Origin of the sequence: Ureibacillus aquaedulcis, assembly GCF_030418165.1 — a bacterium.
GTDB classification, from domain to species: domain Bacteria; phylum Bacillota; class Bacilli; order Bacillales_A; family Planococcaceae; genus Ureibacillus; species Ureibacillus aquaedulcis.
The window spans coordinates 1-18,331 of the sequence record NZ_JAUHTQ010000004.1; the positions used below are offsets into that span (position 1 = coordinate 1).

The following is an 18,331-nucleotide window of genomic DNA, read 5'->3' on the forward strand; positions in this document are numbered from 1 at the left end:
TTGAAGAAGTTGCTTTTTTCATTTATGCTCTTGATTGTTTTAACTCTGCATTGACTGCTTCGTCAAATTCTTTTTCTGATTTCGAAACAACTACTGCTGCTACACCGTTACCAATTAAGTTCGTTACAGCACGAGCTTCTGACATGAAACGGTCAACCCCGATTAATAGCGCAATCCCTTCAACCGGAATCATTGGGAAGGCAGCTAAAGTTGCTGCAAGCGTGATGAATCCTGAGCCTGTTACTCCAGCTGCGCCTTTAGATGTAATCATTAGGATACCTAGTAGAGTGATGATTTGAACCCAAGTTAGTTCTACGCTATAAGCTTGTGCGATGAATAATGCGGCCATTGATAGGTAAATTGCTGTACCGTCCAAGTTGAATGAATAACCTGTAGGAACAACTAAACCTACAACTTGCTTAGAGCAGCCATATCTTTCTAGTTTACGCATCATTGATGGCAGGGCAGACTCGGATGAAGATGTACCGATTACCAAGAAAATTTCATCCTTAATATAAGCGATAAATTTAAAGATATTAAAGCCGTAGAATTTCGCGATGGAACCTAGGACTAGAATAAGGAATAGTGCCATTGTAATATAAACGGCCGCCATTAAGAATCCCAAGTTTCCAAGAGCTTCTAAACCAAAGTGACCAATCGTGTAAGCCATTGCACCGAATGCACCAATTGGAGAGAACTTCATAACCATACCAACGATTTTAAAGAAAATTTCTGAAACTTGTTCAAAGAAAGTAATTACTGGTTTCGATTTTTCACCAAGAGCTGCTGCTGCCATACCGAATAGTACAGCTGCGAATAATGTAGGCAATAATTCGCCGTTGGCTAATGCGCCAACAAAGTTTGATGGAATAATACTTGCAATGAAAGCACCAATCCCATGTTCTTGGTTTGCTGCTGCTTCTGTATATTGCGAAACATCCGAACTATTAGCAGAGTCTACATTCATTCCATCGCCTGCGTTAACTAGAAGCGCAACAGCGATACCAATCGCAAGTGCAATTGTAGAGACAACCTCAAAATAAATTAATGCTTTACCCCCGATTTTACCGACTTTCTTCATATCACCCATTGCCCCGATTCCGATAGCAACAGTTAAGAAGATAATTGGCGCAATTAACATCTTGATTAATTTTATGAATAAATCCGCTAATACTTTCAGGCTTGCACCGAACTCCGGCCAAATCGCCCCAACGATAATACCTAAAATGATTGCAATAATAACTTGGGCAGTCAAGTTCTTAAATAATTTCATTTCTCACCCATCCTCCTTATAAACTAATTCAGCAATAATGATATCGCTTTCAATATCTGAAACTATCATAACTCATCGTTTTCAAAAAATACTGTTTAGTTTTTAAAGGTTATATCGTTCATTTTGTTCTATAACATGTGAAAATGCTCACAAAATGCCATATATCAATGTTCTACCTGTTATAATACTATCTCTAGAATGCTGAATAGTGTTATAGTACAAATGTTGTATAGATAAAAAAAACTACCTTTTTCGCAAGGTAGTGTAATATTGTTCATTTTGTTCGTTGTGAATCAGTTTGATCTTATCTCTTTTAAAAGAGCTTCGAGATAATGGCTATTAATTTTCTTTTCGTAACGTGAATAAATTGGATTTAATTTTTCTTTCCAGGCGTTTTTTGTTTGTTCATCCAATTCATAAATATTCACATTTGGATTGGCTTTTAAATACGATAAGTTTTCTTCATTAAATAACTCAGCCCGTTCAAATTGCCAGTCCTGCATTTCTTCAAGCGAATCCGTGATGATAGTTTGAATTTCTTCATCCAGGCTATTCCAAAAATCTTCATTGATCATGACGGCATAGGCCAGAATCCCGTGATTTGAAAGGGTAATATGATTTTCCATCGTATGGAATTGCTTTGAGTAAATATTCGAAATTGTATTTTCTTGTGCATCTACAATATTATTCTTTAAGTCGGAGTAGACCTGGCCAAATGGAATGGCAATTGGTTTAGCATCCAGAAGATGAAATTGTTCCTGTAAAATGTCACCCGACATCATTCGCACACGCTGTCCTTTAAATTGCTCCACTTCGATAATAGGGGAAGTAGAGGCAATCTGCTTAAAACCATTGTTCCAGAAAGTCAATCCCTTTACATTAATTCTTTCAAGCTCCTGTAAGAGTGATTTACTTGTGTCTCCATTTAAGACCTTTTTTAATTGTTCATTACTTTCTATGATAAAAGGCAGATCTAGTACTTGCCAATTAGGTAATGTGTTTGTCACCTTTGAACTTGTCGGGGCAATCATTTGTACTTCGTTATCGCGAAGTGCTTCCAATTCATTTTCATCATTATATAGCATGCTATTAGGATAGATTTGAACAACTACTCTGCCATTGCTTTTTTCTTCAACTAACTCTTTAAATTTCTCGGCTGCAATTCCTTTAGGGGTATTTTCAGCCACTACATGGCTAAAGCTAATCGTTATTTGTTCATTCAAACCTTGTTGTTCGTCGTCATAAGGAAGTGTGGAAGTTGAAAAAATACTTTGACGGTAGCTAAATAGTACGATTAAGATAATGATGGTAATAAAAGATCCAGTTAGAAATAATTTCATTTTTTTCACCACATGACTAAAATTAATATTGAGTATCGGAACAGACAAATTTAGGTAAAGTCCACAATATTTATAGATAATTATATACATTAAAACAATAATGTAACAGTTTTATTTAAAGGAGAGACAACCATGAAAATACGAAAATTATCGGTGAACCAGAAAATCATGATGTTAACATTTTTCATAATTGTCTTTTCTTTTTTAATTGCTGGCACCTTTGTTATTGGAAGTTTATTAAAAGAAAAAGAAGAAGATATTGGACAAGAAGCAATGCTTGTAGCTCGTACTGTTGCAAATTTACCTGAAATTAAAACACTATTGCAAAGTAATGACTTTGAGACAGCATCCGCAACAATTAACGAAATGGTAGAGGAAATCCGCTTTATAAATCAAGCAGATTATATTGTTATAATGGATATTGATCGTAAAAAGTACTCCCATCCATCGAGTCGGGAAATCGGACAGGTAAGCAAATCATCGGATATGGATCCGGCTTTTGTTGAACATTATTATTTATCCAAAGCAAATGGCGACCAAGGAACAACAATCCGAGCTTTTGTACCCATTATGAATGAGTTTAATATCCAAGTTGGGGTAGCACTGGTAGGATTTATACTGCCCTCCGCAACTCAGATTTTTACTGATTATCAAAGCGAAATATTGATTACCATTGCAATTTCCGTTCTCTTCAGCATTTGGGGAGCGCATACACTTGGAAGACATATAAAGTTGCAGATGTTTGGTCTTGAACCGCATGAAATCTCCAAACTGTATGTAGAAAGAACGGAAACTTTCAATGCCATGCATGAGGGGATTATTGCGGTAGATAAAGATTTGAATATTACTATTTTCAATAAAAAGGCAAGTGAGATTTTAGGGGTTGAAGGGGAACATTCCCTTTATATAGGGAAAAATATTTATGATGTATTACCTGATACTCGATTGCCCGAGATTGTCCTTTCCGGAAAGCCGGTATACGACCAGGAAATTTATGTGAATGAACACAGTATTTTAAGCAACAGGATTCCCATACTTGTGAATGGAAAAAAGGTAGGGGCAGTCGCGGTCTTCAAGGATTTAACTGCCTTTAAACAATTGGCGGAAGAACTAACAGGCGTAAAAGCCTTTGTACAAGCATTAAGAGTGCAGACCCATGAATACAAGAATAAGTTGCATACCATCTCGGGGTTGTTGCATTTAGGACATATTAAACAGGCATTGGAGTATTTATCCCAAGTGCAGGATGAACATGATACAGTAACAAAATTTCTAAATGAGCGTATTTACAATGAAAATATTTCCGGATTATTATTAAGTAAGATAAGCCGGGGTAAAGAGCTTGGAATCGCAGTAAACCTGGATAAGGAAAGTAAATTTACAAAATTTCCCGAAAAACTGGATCATCACGATTTTGTTGTGTTATTTGGAAATTTAATCGAAAATGCTTTTGATTCATTCAGTTCGGTTTACGGAGAGGAAAAAGAAATTAACATATCGATAGATGATAATGATGGCATGCTTGCTATTTTAATAAGCGACAACGGAGCCGGAATGTCCGAAGAGATACAAAACCATATTTTTGAGAGTGGGTTTTCAACAAAGGACAAAGAGGGTAGGGGAATCGGCCTCTATTTAGTCAATGAAATCGTACAGAAAGGCAATGGTACAATAGAAGTAACGAGTGAAATAAATAAAGGGACGACATTTATCATTACATTCGAAATTTAAGGGGGAATTCATCGTTGGAGTCGATTAAAGTATTGCTTGTAGAAGATGACCCAATGGTAAGGGAAGTAAATCGACAATTTATCGAGCGTGTAGAAGGGTTCAAAATCATCGCTATGTGCAGTAATGGGGAGGAAGGCTATAACCAGATTATTGCACTGAGGCCCGATTTGGTCATTATGGATATCTTTATGCCCGAACAAGATGGGTTAATTACGCTTAGAAAAATACGTAATTCGAATTTGCCTGTTGATGTGATTACTGTAACAGCAGCAAATGATATGCAAACAATTCAACAAATCCTGCATTTAGGTGTTTATGATTATATTATGAAGCCGTTTACCTTTGAAAGGATGCAGCAAACTTTATTAAATTATTGTAACTTTAAAATGAAGACATTTGGTGTCCAGGATATTACACAGAAGGAATTGGATGAGATGATTCATCCATATCGCGAGATGGATGAATCCACCGGAAACGAACCTACATTGATGACTGAATTGCCAAAAGGATTTAATCGAACAACTTTAGATAAAGTTCTCCTTTTTGTAAAAGCATCCAAGGAGGGGGTATCAGCAGATGAAGTGGCCGCAGGTATCGGTGTCGCTCGCGTTACGGCACGAAGGTATCTGGACTTTCTGGAAAAACAAAATTTTATCCAGGTAGATGTACATTATGGCGGGGTTGGCAGGCCAATCAACCATTATTATGTATAATCTCTATAAAAATTCAGTAGTCATTTCGTGATGTAGGAAATGGCTATTTTTTATGTTCACAAAAGGATTGTTTTCAGGTTTTTCGAGAAGTCTCCACACATTTCCCGACCTATTTCGGATGTTGGATAAATGCTAAATCTAGTAAAAACGTACATTTAAATGCCTAATTGCATATGATACCTTAGAACAACTTCGTCTTAAGTGTAAAGAAAGGAGATTTATATGCGCCCTCAAAGTTTTCGTCAGCCCTTGCCACCCAACCGTCCTTTTAATCAGTTCCAAGGACCAAGAGGCAATTATGGAGCTAGACCACCACGATTCCCGTTCCCGCAGCCAGGAATGCAGCCGCCCCCTATCCAAGGTCAAGGTCCGGCACCTGGACTTGGGATTGGCACAGGAGGAGCTACGCCAAGATTACAATCGATTATGGATACTGCCAATAGGTTTTTGGCAACTGCACAAAGTTTTCAACCTCTAGTTCAACAAGCAACACCGATGTTTCGTAACTTACCTGCTCTCTGGAGGCTATATAAAGGGTTTCAAGGATTACCAAAGACCTCTGCTTCCAAGGATGATGAATCTGGAGAACAATTTGATTTCGATGAAAGTCTGGAAAGTCCGGAAATGTTTGCAAAACCCGAAAAGGCTGTTAAAGAAAAAACAGTTGAAAAACACAATAGACCAGAAAAACCAGCTAGACCGGAAATGTTTAAAAGACCTGCAAGACCAGCAAGCAGAGATAGATTTGAAGAATATGATTCATTTGAATCGCCTACAATTACTGAAAGAGTAAAACCCAAAAAAGTATCGACTAGACCATCAGTCCCGAGAATCTTCCAGCCACCCTATCATTTTGATGAATAGTGAATAATAGGCTGAAAGGAAGTTTTGTATTAAACGTGTCGCTCCGTTATAATAGAATTATGTATGGACTACAGAAGGAGTTGACATGATGCAAGTCATTAAAATAAATCCAAGAGGCTATTGTTATGGTGTAGTTGATGCAATGGTCATTGCACGGAATGCCTCTTTAGATAAAACATTACCAAGACCAATCTATATATTAGGCATGATAGTTCACAATAAACATGTAACGGATGCTTTCGAAAGGGATGGCATCATTACACTGGATGGCGAAAACCGAAAAGAGATTATTGAACAGGTTGAATCGGGTACTGTTATTTTCACAGCGCATGGCGTTTCCCCCGAAATTCGCGAGATTGCGAGAAAAAAAGGACTTGTTTCAATTGATGCGACATGTCCAGATGTAACCGTGACACACGATCTGATCCGTGAGAAGTCTGCGGAAGGATATGATATTATCTATATCGGCAAAAAGGGACATCCGGAACCAGAAGGGGCTATCGGCGTCGCACCCGACCATGTTCATTTAGTGCAAAGTGAACAAGATATCGAGAACCTGCAATTGAATAACGATAAATTGCTTGTGACGAACCAAACGACAATGAGCCAATGGGATGTAAAAGCTGCAATGGATAATTTAAAAGTAAAATATCCACATATTCAAATTCATGAAGAGATTTGTCTTGCTACGCAAGTTCGACAAGAAGCCGTTGCAGAGCAAGCAGGTAAAGCGGATCTACTAATCGTTGTTGGAGATCCAAAATCAAATAACTCAAATCGCTTAACACAAGTATCCGAGGAAATTGCCAACACGCCTTCATATCGTATTGCAGACATTACAGAATTAAATCTTCAGTGGTTGGAGGGAATTGAAACTGTTGCAGTGACTGCCGGGGCATCTACACCAACCCCGATCGTAAAAGAGGTCATTACGTTCTTGGAGAAATTCAACCCTCAAGTTCCATCAACACATGAAATTAATCGAACAGTGACAATAGATAAAATTCTGCCAAAAATTAAAGAACCAAAACCAGTTGAAAAAATTATGCCCTATTAAAATGGGGTAAACTAAAAAATCAGGAACATTCCTGGTTTTTTTATTTTGCTTACGGTTCATTTGAGCGAATAGCTTAAATATTCGAAAAGCCTTGATGCAGCTTGAGTTCGACATTAGTTTAGTTGTTCTTTGTTCATAATAGATGGTACAATATGAAACATATTAGGAGGTACGAAAAATGTCGAAGTACTCAGATTATGATTTTAGGCCATTTTTAAAGGAAGCAATTTCAAAACTTGGCTTTGAAGAACCAACACCCATTCAAAAGGAAATGATTCCGCTGATTCTAAAAGGGAAAAGTGCTATTGGACAAGCACACACCGGGACAGGGAAAACACATAGCTTTCTATTGCCGATTGTTCAACGCCTGAATGAAGAGAAACAAGAGGTGCAAGCGGTAATAACTTCTCCGACGAGAGAGCTTGCACAGCAAATTTTCGATGCATTAAGCGTGTTAATCGAAGAAACAGATATTCAGGCGAAACTGTTCATTGGTGGAACAGACAAGCAAAGAACGATTGATAAATTAAAAACACAGCCGCAAATTGTTGTAGGAACTCCGGGTCGAATTCGCGATCTAGTGAAAGAAGGGGCACTACTTGTCCATACTGCACCAATCCTGGTGGTAGATGAAGCTGACCTGGCTTTTGATATGGGATTCATCGAAGATATAGATGGTTTTGCATCCCATATGCCAGAAAAACTTGAAATGTTTGTTTTCTCCGCAACTATTCCTGAGAAATTACAACCGTTCCTGAAAAAATATATGGAAGCACCCGTCCATATCCATATGAATGATAAACGACCAGTAGCTGAAGGAATTGATTTTGTTTTAGTTCCAGTTCGTTCAAAATCCAGAAATCGCCGTTTAGTTGAAGTAATGGAAGCAATCAATCCTTATTTAGCGGTTATTTTCTGCAACACTAGAAAAAATGCTGAAGCTGTTGCTGGATACCTGGCAGAGCAAGGTTACCGAGTAGGACAAATTCATGGGGATCTAAGCCCTCGCGACCGAAAGAAAATGATGAAACAAATTCGCGATCTAGAATTCCAATACATCGTTGCAACAGACTTGGCAGCGCGTGGAATCGATATTCAAGGGATTTCCCATGTCATCAATTATGAAATTCCGGATGATCTGGAATTCTTCATTCACCGTGTAGGACGAACAGCTCGTGCAGGAAATAAAGGAACAGCCATTACATTATTCGAGCCGGAAGATGAAGATGCAGTAGTTCGTGTAGAAAAGATGGGGATTCCATTCGTTCAAAAAGATGTAAAAAATGGAGAATGGATCGAATTAAAAGAACGCCATGCACGCCAAAATCGAGCGAAGCATGAAAACGAAATTGACGCAATCGCAAAATCGAAGGTACGTAAACCTAAAAAGGTAAAACCAGGCTACAAACGAAATATGCGTTGGGAAATGGAAAAAATTAAAAAGAAAGAAAGACGAAAGAAAAATCGTCAAAAATAATGAAGAATCATTGTTTAGTTTAAGTTATAGGAGGACTTGAAAATGTTGCTAGGTTCACACGTTTCGATGAGTGGGAAAGAAATGCTTCTAGGTTCAAGTAAAGAAGCGGCTTCCTATGGGGCGTCAACGTTCATGATTTATACTGGTGCACCGCAGAATACTCGCCGCAAAGCAATTGAAGATTTAAATATTGCAGCGGGACTCGAACATATGAAAGAAAACGGACTTTCAAACATTGTGGTTCATGCACCATATATTATAAATATTGCAAATACCACAAAGCCTGAAACGTTTGCTTTAGGCGTCGATTTCCTGCAAAAAGAAATTGAACGCACCGCTGCTATCGGTGCAACGCAAATCGTTCTGCATCCTGGTGCCCATGTAGGTGCGGGTGTTGAGGCAGGAATTGCAAAAATTATTGAAGGCTTAAACGAGGTGCTATCCTCTGACTACCCTGTCCAGATTGCTTTGGAAACAATGGCAGGCAAGGGGACAGAAATCGGAAGATCATTTGAAGAATTAGCCCAAATTTTTGATGGCGTTAAAAACAATGAGCGTTTATCCGTCTGCTTTGATACGTGTCATACACATGATGCTGGCTATGACATCATTAACGATTTTGATGGTGTATTAGCTAAGTTCGATCAATTAATTGGAATCGACCAAATAAAGGTTGTCCATATTAATGACAGCAAAAATGTATGTGGAGCTGGCAAAGATCGCCATGAAAATATCGGCTTTGGACATATTGGATTTGAAGCACTTAAATCGATTGTTCATCACGAAGCCTTTAAAGAGGTACCAAAAATACTCGAAACGCCATGGGTAGGACCTGACGCAAAGAATAAAAAAGCACCATATAAATATGAAATTGAAATGCTTAAAACCGGGGAATATAAACCAACAGAAATCGAAGCATTACTAGTTTAATAAAGACTCAAAAACATCAAGCAAACTAACTTGCTTGATGTTTTTTTGCTAAGGAAATTATAAAATTTTTGCGTTGTGTAAAACTTTTAATAGTAATGTATGCAGGAGAAAGTAGTGATTTGAAAACATCAAAAGGAAATAGGGCAGCCGCTATTGCAACATGCAGGAAGCAAAGTGCATGGAACAGTAGAGAGGAGGCGCTATTGGGATGATGCATTAAGAAAAGTGCATCGAATGCTAGTAGGGCAATTCATATTACGATGATTCCAGAAGAAAACCGCTTCAAGAGGTAGCAAAGCAAAAGTTATCTAGATTAAAACTGTATAGTTATTTAAATAGAAAAGAGTCATTTATCGCACTACGGTAATACCTGATAGTTTACGCCAGCTTCCATAAAAGCCCCGCTTCTTCTTTGAAATGAATACTTTCCTGTTTACTTACTTGAAATACTTTATTTCTAAACTAATCAGTGAACACTAAAAACCTCGCTATCAGGTAGCTTGAACAAGTCGTATAAACACTCAATAATACATATAAATAGAGGAAAATTAATATAATTCTATAATCAATTTGGTTTTGTTTAAATGAATCGCTTAAGGATTAAAAAAGAAGCCAATACTAATAACATCTCAATTTTTTTGGAGGAATTAATGAAAACGAAGCTAATTCTTTCTCTGATCATTTTTTGTCTATTTATTATTCCACATCATCTTGTACAAGCAGCATCAAATCTAGAAAGTAGTGTCCAGAACCAATTAGGAAGCGAAGATATCAGTGTTTCATTGCGTGAATTAGATAGTGGAGAACTGCTATTTGAAAAAAACGGCGATTTAACGATGAAACCGGCATCTACGTTAAAGCTATTAACAGCATCAGCAGCACTCGGGATGCTCGGGCCGGATTATCGATTTCGAACAGAGATTTTTATAGATGGTGAGATAGAAGGCAAAACCCTAAACGGTGATCTCTATATCAAGGGTGGAGGAGATCCTACTTTACAGAAGAAGGATTTTATTTTTTTGGCAGGAGTCTTGAAGTCTAATGGAATTTCTGAAATCAAGGGTAATATTTATGGCGACGATTCCCTATTTGCAGGAGAACAACTCACTCCCGGTATTGCCAAGGAAGATGAGAGTTTCTATTTTGCCGCCAGAACATCTGCTTTAACCATGTCTCCTGATAATGATTACGATGCCGGAACAATTATCATCCATGTAAATGCTGCAAATGCAGGAGAGCGGCCACAAGTAACAGCGGATCCGGGAACAAGTGGCTTGATTATTGACAATCAAGCGTTGACAGTAAGTAGAAATCAGCCAAATACGATTGAAATTTTACGTCAATATGGAACAAATCAAGTTACTATAACGGGTAATATACCCCTTAGTACGACCTTCAAGGATTGGGTAACATTGATAGACCCAACTATCAATACATTAGAAGCCATCAAAGCCTCTTTGGAGGAATCTGGACTAACTTTGGCTAAAACCATTAAACTTGAGCGAAAATCAGTACCCAGAAAAGCAAAATCAATTTATACAAAGCATTCCTTACCGCTGGAATCCCTCATGCATCCATTTTTAAAGCTGAGTAATAATAGTATGGCTAATATTTTCATTAAAACATTAGGTCGTGAGTTTAATGGGAAAGGTGATACGAATGAAGGGCTGATTGCATTGAAGGACTATGGAATCTCGATCGGTTTGAATATGGAGAACTGGCGCCTTGAGGATGGTTCGGGTTTGTCGCATGCCAATAAAGTATCAGCAAATGAACTCTCACTTTTATTGACTAAAATGAATGAGATCCCTTCGTATAAAATCCTTCACTCTAGCCTGCCCATTGGTGGACAAGCTGATCGCAAGGTAGGGGGATCCTTGAAAAATCGATTCATCGAAGAGAAATATAGAAATCGGGTTATTGCAAAAACAGGGCATATATCAGGAGTCTATACATTAGCAGGCTACGTAAAAGCAAATAGCGGGCGTACTTATGCTTTTGCCATCATGACACAAAACCAGGCAGCCAACAGACTTAATGCAATCGACCAAGTAGTAAAACAAATGATTAAAGACTATTAGAGAACTTAATCATCGAAAAGCTAGATGGGTTTACTCAGCTGCACGTGAGTGGGTAAAAAATGAGTCTACTTTTATCTATTAAAAAGAGGTTTCTTTCAAAGAAGCCTCTTTTTTGTATAACCATCTTAGTTAATAGTTCTCCATATACTTTAAAAGTTTCTTTAATTTCTTCTTTCCAATAATTGATTCTACTTCTTTTAAAAAAGAATTCGGTATCCCGGTGAATAGCCAAGTGATGGAAGCGCGTTCTGAGAGCGGTCTTAATCGCTGCACCTCTTCAAGCGTTAAATCGATTCCATATTCCCTTGAAAATTTAACGATCTCTTTATCTGATTTAGATAAAAACTGTTCAATAAGCTCAATCTGTTTCAAAAAACTACATCCTTTCAAAAGTTCATTTCATTTTAAAATCAAATTTACTTATAATAAGATTACTTACTTTACAATTTGCGGCGAATCAACTATACTAACAAGTTGTAAATCGTAATGATTATGAATTAGAAAGAAGAGAAAAAATGAGTCAAACATTTATTGATATAAAAAACGTGTCTTTTCAATATGAATATACGCAAGTATTAAAAAACATCTCATTAAAGGTGGAGGAAGGAGATTTCCTGGCAATACTCGGGCCGAATGGTTCAGGTAAATCCACATTACTTAAATTATTGCTAGGGTTATTAAAACCAATGAGTGGGGAAGTTCAACTTTTTGGTCAATCGAACGAAACATTTCGTAATAGAGAATGGATTGGCTATGTTTCCCAAAAATCCAATGCATTTAACTCGGGCTTTCCAGCTACCGTCGAAGAAGTTGTAAAAAGTGGCTTAACGAAAAAGGTAGGCCTATTTAAGAAAATGCCAAAAGATGCAAATGTTAAAGTAGAAGAAGCTTTAACCTCTGTAGGTATGGAGCATTTTCGTTCTCGGAATATAGGTCAGTTATCCGGCGGTCAGCAACAGCGAGTGTTTATTGCAAGGGCTCTTATTTCAGACCCGAAAATTTTGATTCTGGATGAGCCGACTGTAGGGATCGATCACGAAAATGTTCAATCATTCTATGATATGTTGGCAAAGTTAAACGAGGAACAAAATAAGACAATTATTTTGGTGACACACGACGTGGATACAGTTTCAAACCGAATAAGTCATGTTGCCTGCTTAAATCAGACGATTCATTTCCATGGGTTCAAGAAGGAGTTTGATACAATTTCGCAAACTCAATTGGATAATTGGTATGGACATTCAGTTAGAAAGATTCATTAATGAGGAGAAGGCAGAATGATCGAAGCAATTTTAAACTATGAATTTTTACAAAATGCCTTTATCTCAGGGCTAATTATTGGAATCATTGCACCATTATTAGGTGTTTTTATCGTTGTACGCAGAATGTCCCTTATAGCGGATGCATTATCACATGTAACGTTGGCAGGGATTGCGGGGAGCTTATACTTAAGTCAGAGCTTCTCGGCACTAATTCTGTTAAATCCTATTTACTTGGGAATTGTGGCAGCAGTAAGCGGCTCAATTTTAATTGAACGCTTGCGCAGGCTATACAAACATTATGAAGAGTTGGCCATTCCGATTATCATGTCGGCAGGGATTGGACTAACTGCAATCTTTATCTCATTGGCAAGTGGATTTAATACCGACTTAATGAGCTATTTATTTGGTTCGGTTTCGGCTGTATCGAGACAGGACTTATGGATTGTCATATGTATTGCAATCGTTGTCATCGTCTTCTTGTCCTTATTTTTCAAAGAGATGTTCGTTCTGGCCTTCGATGAAGAATATGCGAACGCTAGCGGCCTGCCTGCAAAATGGATCCATTTCTTATTTATGCTGGTCGTTGCCTTAGTGATAGCAGCAAGTATGCGGATTGTGGGGATATTACTAGTTTCTTCACTAATAACATTGCCTGTGGCAGCCAGTATGCGTATTGCAAAAGGGTTTAAACAAACGATCATTTATTCGATTCTTTTTGGGGAAGCAGCCGTTATCCTTGGATTGATAAGTGCCTATTATTTGAATTTGGCACCGGGTGGTACAATTGTTGTTACTGCAATACTTATTTTATTGATCGTCATCCTTGTGAAAAAAATCGTACTTAATATAAATGCAAAAGAAAGGGGAGCAGTTAAATGAATCTGACAAAAGCATGGGAAATACTTAAGGATAATGGTTACAAAAAAACAGATAAACGTGAGTTAATATTGAATATGTTCCAGGAAACGGATAAATATTTAACTGCAAAAGATCTTTTGTCTGTTTTAAAGAAGGATTTTCCCGGGATGAGTTTTGATACAATCTATCGAAACTTGTCTACTTTTGTGGACCTGGGGATTTTGGAGGAAACCGAGTTGAGTGGTGAAAGGAATTTCAGAATGCAGTGTGAATCCGATCACCATCATCACCATTTCATTTGTATGGAGTGTGGGAATGTAAAAGAAATCTCTATCTGCCCGATGGAGTTGTTAAATGAAAAACTTCCAGGGTATACGGTTGAAGCACATAAATTCGAAATATATGGGAAATGTGTAAATTGCAGTTAAGCGCTGTGTTCTATTTTCTCTTCTCTATAAAAAATATGAATACTATTTTTTAGAAAAATATGATATATTTCACTTAAGTGAATAGTGTTTGCAGGAAAAAGATGCGTGAAAACGATTAAATGGGAATTCGGTGCAAAACCGAAGCTGTATCCGCAACTGTATGTGTTAATTTCAAGAATTCGCCACTGTCTATCTTTAGATGGGAAGGCTCGTTGAAATGCTATACACAAGCCAGGAGACCTGTCTTTTTCTGATCGTAACTAACCTCTTCGGAAATAAAGGGAATGTACGGCATAATTGAATAAATAGAATTCTATGATTTATTCTGTTGATTTTTGCCATCCAATTTTCGCGGATGGCTTTTTATTTTCGTTTCTAGATGAATGGGTTTTTCACTTATTGACTTTTTGGGGGTGGATTGAAGATTCGAAAGGATATAAGGTTTAGTTGTTATCCATTTATGCGCGAGCAACAGAGTTTAGTAGATTTTGAAATTCGAACAGATTCCCTGACGACACGAATTGGGGCTGTTTTGCCAGCTTTACGTACTATTGAGAATTGTCAAGTGGTCTATGAGGATTTGCAAGTCATCCAGCCTAATGCTTATCATGTCAACGGCTCTGTGCGTGGGAAATTAGCGATTTCAGAGGAAGATTTACAATGGTTGAGTGACCGATATGATTACTATGTAGGTCAAGTAGGGGATGTAATCAAGCAATTTCTTCTACCGCAAGGAAGTGAAGCGGGTGCTTTGCTTCATGTTTGCCGCAGTGAAGCGAAAAAATCATATCGTGCACTCCACAAAGTAAGTGAAGAGCGTGATGTTCCGGAAATTTTATTCGACTATTTGGGTCTCCTTGCAAATGTATTTTTTGTGATGGCCGTCTACATTAGCCGTAAACAAGGCGTTGAAGAAATTCCTTTTGTAAGTAAATCCTATCCTATAAAGAAAAAACGAAAAGAGGAAATACAATGAAATTAGTAAACAAAAAGTGGCTTGCTCCATTAGCTGTCTCATTGCTATTGGTGGGATGTGGAGATTCGGAAGACACAACCAAGAGCGATAAAGTTGAAACAAAAGAGACAACTAAGAACACGGAAACTACTGAAGAAACTGGTCCCTATACAGTGATGGATGACCGTGGTGTTGAAGTGACATTTGAAGAAGTACCGGAATCAATCGTTTCTCTGCAGCCAAGTAATACGGAAATCTTATTTGAGCTGGGGGCAGGAGAGCAAATCATCGGTGCAACAGAATATGATACATATCCTGAAGAAGCACTTGAAATCGAACGTGTTTCAGATTCAATGACGATTGATACAGAGAGAGTAATTGAAATGCAGCCTGATGTTGTATTTGCCTACACAGTAGGTGAAGAAGCTCATATCGAACAACTGGAAAGCGCCGGATTAAAGGTATTTGTTATCAAAACTGCGGCAACAATCGACGATGTTTATGGAGACATTGAGCAAATGGCGGAAGTACTGAAAGTTGAGGAAAAAGCAGATGAAATCGTTTCTGGAATCGAAGATCAAATTGCAGCGGTTCAAGAAAAAACAGCATCAATCGATAAGAAGGAAAAAGTATACTTTGAAATAGCGCCTGCTCCAGAAATTTGGTCAGTTGGCTCTGGTACTTTCCAGCAAGAGCTTATTGAAGCGGCAGGTGTTGAAAACATCTATGCTGATCAGCAAGATTGGTTTGAAGTAACAGAAGAGGATTTAATTACCCGTAATCCAGAAGCAATTATCACAACAGTAAATTACAGCGAGGATCCAAAAGGGGAAATAATGGCCCGTGAAGGATGGTCGAATATTACCGCTATTCAGAATGAGGAAGTATATGAATTAAATGCCGACATCATGGATCGTCCAGGACCACGAATCGGCGAAGCAATTGAATTAATCGCATCCACAATCTATCCGGAAATATTTAACTAAAAAGCAGCAGGGCAAATTCTTGGATCAAGAGTTTGCTCTTTTGTTATTCAAGATTTATGAAATTTCCTTGGAGGTACAAATGTGTAAATTAGTCTTTATCACAGGAGGCGTTAGAAGCGGAAAAAGCGCTTTTGCGGAATGCTATGCAAAACAGCTCCATCAACAATTTGAACGTACATATCTGTACTATATTGCTTCGGGTGTTGCTATGGATGAAGAGATGTCAACCCGAATTAAACGGCACCAGGAAGATCGTCAGGGCTCGGCGGTTGTATGGAATACAATTGAAATACAAGCGGACTTAGGGCCAGCCGAAGCAATTTCCCCCAAGCAATCGGTAATTCTCTGGGATTGTATAACAACTTGGCTAAGCAATGTTCTTTATAAAACGGAAGAACTTGACGAGAATGGCAGAATGGTTGAAATTGAAAAGTATTTAGGAAAACTAAAGAAACAGCTTATTCAATGGACAAAGGATGGCGGGATTGTGCTGCTTGTATCAAACGAAATCTTGGATGAACCAAATTCCTCCTACTCAGAGGTAAATGTGTACCGCCAACTATTAGGGGAATTACATCAGTGGATTGCTCATTATAGCGACGAGGCATACGAAATGGATTACAGTAAGGTGAAACGTTGGAAATAGGGAGGTACCCATTTTGAAGAACAGCATAACCGGATTTCTTTTAGCATTTCAGTTTTTTTCCTCATTACCAATTCGTAAGCAACTTCCGATGAATCAGCAAACAGTAACAATCATGTATATAATGCTTCCTTTTTTAGGGTTATTGATGGGAGGCAGCCTAATTCTCCTAAACCTGATCAATGAACAATATTTTCAGGTTTCTGTTTTATTATTTGCTATTTTGGTTGTTGTTGCAGGAATCGTCATGACGGGAGGACTCCATTTAGACGGTTGGATTGATATGGGTGATGCATATTTTTCTTATCAGAATCAAGAGAGAAGGCTCGAAATCCTGGAAGATTCAAGGGTTGGCGCCTTTGGGGCTATATGTTTAGTCGTATTGCTGCTATTAAAAACAGGATTTATCTATGAACTGTTACAAAATCATCCACGGAATATCAGTTTTTATTTCATTACAATCCCTTTTCTAAGTAGATTAGCCCTATTATTCTACTTCATTATAACCCATACAGTGAAAGAGAAAGGGTTAGCCGCCTTTTTTAAATCTAATGTAAACCACACAATAATTTGGAGCGCGCTTATAATCTATACGCTATTGTTCACTATACTTTCATATATTTCTATTGGGCTAGATGGAATTATTTTAGTTGGATGCATGCTTCTGTTCGTTGTTCTATATAGAATATGGACGATTAAAAACTTCGGAGGAATGACAGGAGACTTGCTGGGAGCACTAAATGAAGGGACTGAGCTGTTCTTATGGGGAATCCTGCTGTTGTTCATCTAATAAGACACGAAAAGACAGATGCTAACTTGAAAAGGAAATACATTGGTTGGACCGATGAACCTATTGATATAAAGGAACAGTATTTCAATATTACTATAAATCCTGGTGTGGTTTATGGAAGTGATTTAAAAAGGTGCATCGAAACAGCACACCTATACTTTCCGCAGGCTACCTATTTACCGGATAGAAATCTCAGAGAATTAAACTTTGGGGATTTTGAAATGAAGACTTATGAAGAACTGAGGAACTTATCTTTGTATCGCCGTTGGATTGATGATCCCAAAACAACTACACCTCCCAATGGCGAGTCCTATGATGATTTTGAGCAAAGGGTGCTTCGCTCTTTTTTTCACATTGTTTCGCAAAATGACGAAAGCACTTTTGTTGTCCATGGTGGCGTCATTCGCGTTTTGCTGTTTTTATTTGGTCCGGTGGAAAACACTTTTCAGCAGATCATGATATCCCATAGAACCATCTATTCTCTGCAATGGCCTGATTATTCGGAATTGAAGGAGGGGAAACGGTGCAAATTGTTATCGGAGGAGCCTATAATGGCAAAAGAAAATTTGTAAAAGATAGATTAGCAAATCAATTATCAGGCAATTACTATTTTTTTGAAGGCATAATACCGAATGAAACGAAGTTCTATAAAGAAGACGTCATTATTATAGGAGATTTCGAAAAGATCATTCTTCAAAAAATACATTTGGATGAAGAAGCAATAGCGGAAGAAATTTTCAACAACCTTTATCGGTTGAACCAGCAAGTACAAGTCATTTGTATTTGTACAGATATTGGAAGGGGGATTGTACCTTTATTAAAGGAAGAAAGAAAATTACGCGATGCTTGTGGACGTTTATATCAAAAGCTTTTTTCCGAAAGTGAAAGTGTCGTTAGAGTTTGGTATGGCATCCCACAAGTATTAAAGGGTGGGGGGCTGTAA

At 37.9% G+C, this 18,331-nt stretch carries 19 protein-coding genes and 1 riboswitch; of the genes, 16 read left to right on the plus strand and 3 right to left on the minus strand.

Going from position 1 to position 18,331, the window contains the following annotated elements; translation table 11 throughout:
* Positions 1-22 precede the first annotated feature (22 nt).
* The gene (locus tag QYB95_RS06840; protein ID WP_301137542.1) at positions 23-1,273 is read right to left on the minus strand and encodes a dicarboxylate/amino acid:cation symporter; all 1,251 of its coding nucleotides are present in this window, start codon (positions 1,271-1,273) and stop codon (positions 23-25) included.
* A 293-nt stretch (positions 1,274-1,566) separates the two neighbouring features.
* Complete coding sequence (locus tag QYB95_RS06845; protein WP_301137543.1) at positions 1,567-2,613, minus strand: DctP family TRAP transporter solute-binding subunit; 1,047 nt, start codon at positions 2,611-2,613, stop codon at positions 1,567-1,569.
* A gap of 138 nt (positions 2,614-2,751) precedes the next feature.
* Between QYB95_RS06845 and QYB95_RS06850 the strand changes: the two genes are divergently transcribed.
* The 7 genes from QYB95_RS06850 (at position 2,752) to dacB (ending at position 11,466) form a co-directional block, all read left to right on the plus strand.
* Complete coding sequence (locus QYB95_RS06850; RefSeq protein WP_425609190.1) at positions 2,752-4,344, plus strand: ATP-binding protein; 1,593 nt, start codon at positions 2,752-2,754, stop codon at positions 4,342-4,344.
* Positions 4,345-4,358: 14 nt separating this feature from the next.
* Entirely contained in the window at positions 4,359-5,057 is a 699-nt protein-coding gene (locus QYB95_RS06855) for a response regulator (RefSeq protein ID WP_301137545.1), read from the plus strand.
* A gap of 222 nt (positions 5,058-5,279) precedes the next feature.
* On the plus strand, positions 5,280-5,921 hold the full coding sequence (gene vrrA, locus QYB95_RS06860; RefSeq protein ID WP_301137546.1) for a VrrA/YqfQ family protein: 642 nt from the start codon (positions 5,280-5,282) through the stop codon (positions 5,919-5,921).
* An 88-nt stretch (positions 5,922-6,009) separates the two neighbouring features.
* Positions 6,010-6,978: a 4-hydroxy-3-methylbut-2-enyl diphosphate reductase gene (locus QYB95_RS06865; protein WP_301137873.1), complete on the plus strand. Its 969-nt coding sequence runs from the start codon at positions 6,010-6,012 to the stop codon at positions 6,976-6,978.
* 178 nt (positions 6,979-7,156) lie between these two features.
* Positions 7,157-8,455, plus strand: coding sequence for a DEAD/DEAH box helicase (locus tag QYB95_RS06870; RefSeq protein ID WP_301137547.1), 1,299 nt, complete (start codon positions 7,157-7,159; stop codon positions 8,453-8,455).
* Between the two features lie 42 nt (positions 8,456-8,497).
* The gene (locus QYB95_RS06875) at positions 8,498-9,385 is read left to right on the plus strand and encodes a deoxyribonuclease IV (protein ID WP_301137548.1); all 888 of its coding nucleotides are present in this window, start codon (positions 8,498-8,500) and stop codon (positions 9,383-9,385) included.
* A 650-nt stretch (positions 9,386-10,035) separates the two neighbouring features.
* Entirely contained in the window at positions 10,036-11,466 is a 1,431-nt protein-coding gene (gene dacB, locus QYB95_RS06880) for a D-alanyl-D-alanine carboxypeptidase/D-alanyl-D-alanine endopeptidase (RefSeq protein WP_301137549.1), read from the plus strand.
* A gap of 129 nt (positions 11,467-11,595) precedes the next feature.
* On the opposite strand, the gene QYB95_RS06885 is transcribed toward dacB, so the two are convergent.
* Complete coding sequence (locus QYB95_RS06885; protein WP_301137550.1) at positions 11,596-11,838, minus strand: endonuclease IV; 243 nt, start codon at positions 11,836-11,838, stop codon at positions 11,596-11,598.
* A 143-nt stretch (positions 11,839-11,981) separates the two neighbouring features.
* On the opposite strand from QYB95_RS06885, the gene QYB95_RS06890 reads away from it, so the two are divergent.
* The 9 genes from QYB95_RS06890 to QYB95_RS06930 all read left to right on the plus strand — a co-directional run bounded on the left by QYB95_RS06890 (position 11,982) and on the right by QYB95_RS06930 (position 18,331).
* The gene (locus tag QYB95_RS06890) at positions 11,982-12,728 is read left to right on the plus strand and encodes a metal ABC transporter ATP-binding protein (RefSeq protein ID WP_301137551.1); all 747 of its coding nucleotides are present in this window, start codon (positions 11,982-11,984) and stop codon (positions 12,726-12,728) included.
* A 15-nt stretch (positions 12,729-12,743) separates the two neighbouring features.
* A complete protein-coding gene (locus tag QYB95_RS06895) occupies positions 12,744-13,607 on the plus strand; it encodes a metal ABC transporter permease (protein ID WP_301137552.1) in 864 nt (287 codons plus the stop codon).
* A complete protein-coding gene (locus QYB95_RS06900; RefSeq protein WP_301137553.1) occupies positions 13,604-14,014 on the plus strand; it encodes a Fur family transcriptional regulator in 411 nt (136 codons plus the stop codon). Before QYB95_RS06895 ends, QYB95_RS06900 begins: the two co-directional genes overlap by 4 nt.
* A gap of 82 nt (positions 14,015-14,096) precedes the next feature.
* A riboswitch (cobalamin riboswitch) is annotated at positions 14,097-14,276 on the plus strand.
* A 162-nt stretch (positions 14,277-14,438) separates the two neighbouring features.
* Positions 14,439-14,990, plus strand: a complete 552-nt coding sequence (locus tag QYB95_RS06905; protein ID WP_301137874.1) for a hypothetical protein — start codon at positions 14,439-14,441, stop codon at positions 14,988-14,990.
* Positions 14,987-15,955, plus strand: a complete 969-nt coding sequence (locus tag QYB95_RS06910; protein ID WP_301137554.1) for an ABC transporter substrate-binding protein — start codon at positions 14,987-14,989, stop codon at positions 15,953-15,955. The genes QYB95_RS06905 and QYB95_RS06910 overlap by 4 nt, the downstream gene beginning before the upstream one ends.
* A 79-nt stretch (positions 15,956-16,034) precedes the next feature.
* Positions 16,035-16,601 carry a bifunctional adenosylcobinamide kinase/adenosylcobinamide-phosphate guanylyltransferase gene (locus QYB95_RS06915; protein ID WP_301137556.1) on the plus strand — a complete coding sequence of 189 codons (567 nt, stop codon included), beginning with the start codon at positions 16,035-16,037 and terminating at the stop codon, positions 16,599-16,601.
* A gap of 13 nt (positions 16,602-16,614) precedes the next feature.
* Positions 16,615-17,388: an adenosylcobinamide-GDP ribazoletransferase gene (gene cobS / locus QYB95_RS06920; RefSeq protein ID WP_301137557.1), complete on the plus strand. Its 774-nt coding sequence runs from the start codon at positions 16,615-16,617 to the stop codon at positions 17,386-17,388.
* Entirely contained in the window at positions 17,361-17,960 is a 600-nt protein-coding gene (locus tag QYB95_RS06925; protein ID WP_301137558.1) for a histidine phosphatase family protein, read from the plus strand. The genes cobS and QYB95_RS06925 overlap by 28 nt, the downstream gene beginning before the upstream one ends.
* Positions 17,912-18,331: a bifunctional adenosylcobinamide kinase/adenosylcobinamide-phosphate guanylyltransferase gene (locus QYB95_RS06930; protein WP_301137559.1), complete on the plus strand. Its 420-nt coding sequence runs from the start codon at positions 17,912-17,914 to the stop codon at positions 18,329-18,331. The genes QYB95_RS06925 and QYB95_RS06930 overlap by 49 nt, the downstream gene beginning before the upstream one ends.

What these genes read in the sequence shown, in the direction of transcription:
- QYB95_RS06875 (WP_301137548.1), top strand. Translation starts at nt 8,498, where the DNA reads ATGTTGCTAGGTTCACACGTTTCGATGAGTGGGAAAGAAATGCTTCTA.
- QYB95_RS06870 (WP_301137547.1), top strand. Translation starts at nt 7,157, where the DNA reads ATGTCGAAGTACTCAGATTATGATTTTAGGCCATTTTTAAAGGAAGCA.
- vrrA (WP_301137546.1), top strand. Translation starts at nt 5,280, where the DNA reads ATGCGCCCTCAAAGTTTTCGTCAGCCCTTGCCACCCAACCGTCCTTTT.
- QYB95_RS06915 (WP_301137556.1), top strand. Translation starts at nt 16,035, where the DNA reads ATGTGTAAATTAGTCTTTATCACAGGAGGCGTTAGAAGCGGAAAAAGC.
- dacB (WP_301137549.1), top strand. Translation starts at nt 10,036, where the DNA reads ATGAAAACGAAGCTAATTCTTTCTCTGATCATTTTTTGTCTATTTATT.
- QYB95_RS06845 (WP_301137543.1), bottom strand. Translation starts at nt 2,613, where the DNA reads ATGAAATTATTTCTAACTGGATCTTTTATTACCATCATTATCTTAATC.
- QYB95_RS06900 (WP_301137553.1), top strand. Translation starts at nt 13,604, where the DNA reads ATGAATCTGACAAAAGCATGGGAAATACTTAAGGATAATGGTTACAAA.
- QYB95_RS06895 (WP_301137552.1), top strand. Translation starts at nt 12,744, where the DNA reads ATGATCGAAGCAATTTTAAACTATGAATTTTTACAAAATGCCTTTATC.
- QYB95_RS06925 (WP_301137558.1), top strand. Translation starts at nt 17,361, where the DNA reads ATGGGGAATCCTGCTGTTGTTCATCTAATAAGACACGAAAAGACAGAT.
- QYB95_RS06865 (WP_301137873.1), top strand. Translation starts at nt 6,010, where the DNA reads ATGCAAGTCATTAAAATAAATCCAAGAGGCTATTGTTATGGTGTAGTT.
- QYB95_RS06840 (WP_301137542.1), bottom strand. Translation starts at nt 1,273, where the DNA reads ATGAAATTATTTAAGAACTTGACTGCCCAAGTTATTATTGCAATCATT.
- QYB95_RS06910 (WP_301137554.1), top strand. Translation starts at nt 14,987, where the DNA reads ATGAAATTAGTAAACAAAAAGTGGCTTGCTCCATTAGCTGTCTCATTG.
- QYB95_RS06890 (WP_301137551.1), top strand. Translation starts at nt 11,982, where the DNA reads ATGAGTCAAACATTTATTGATATAAAAAACGTGTCTTTTCAATATGAA.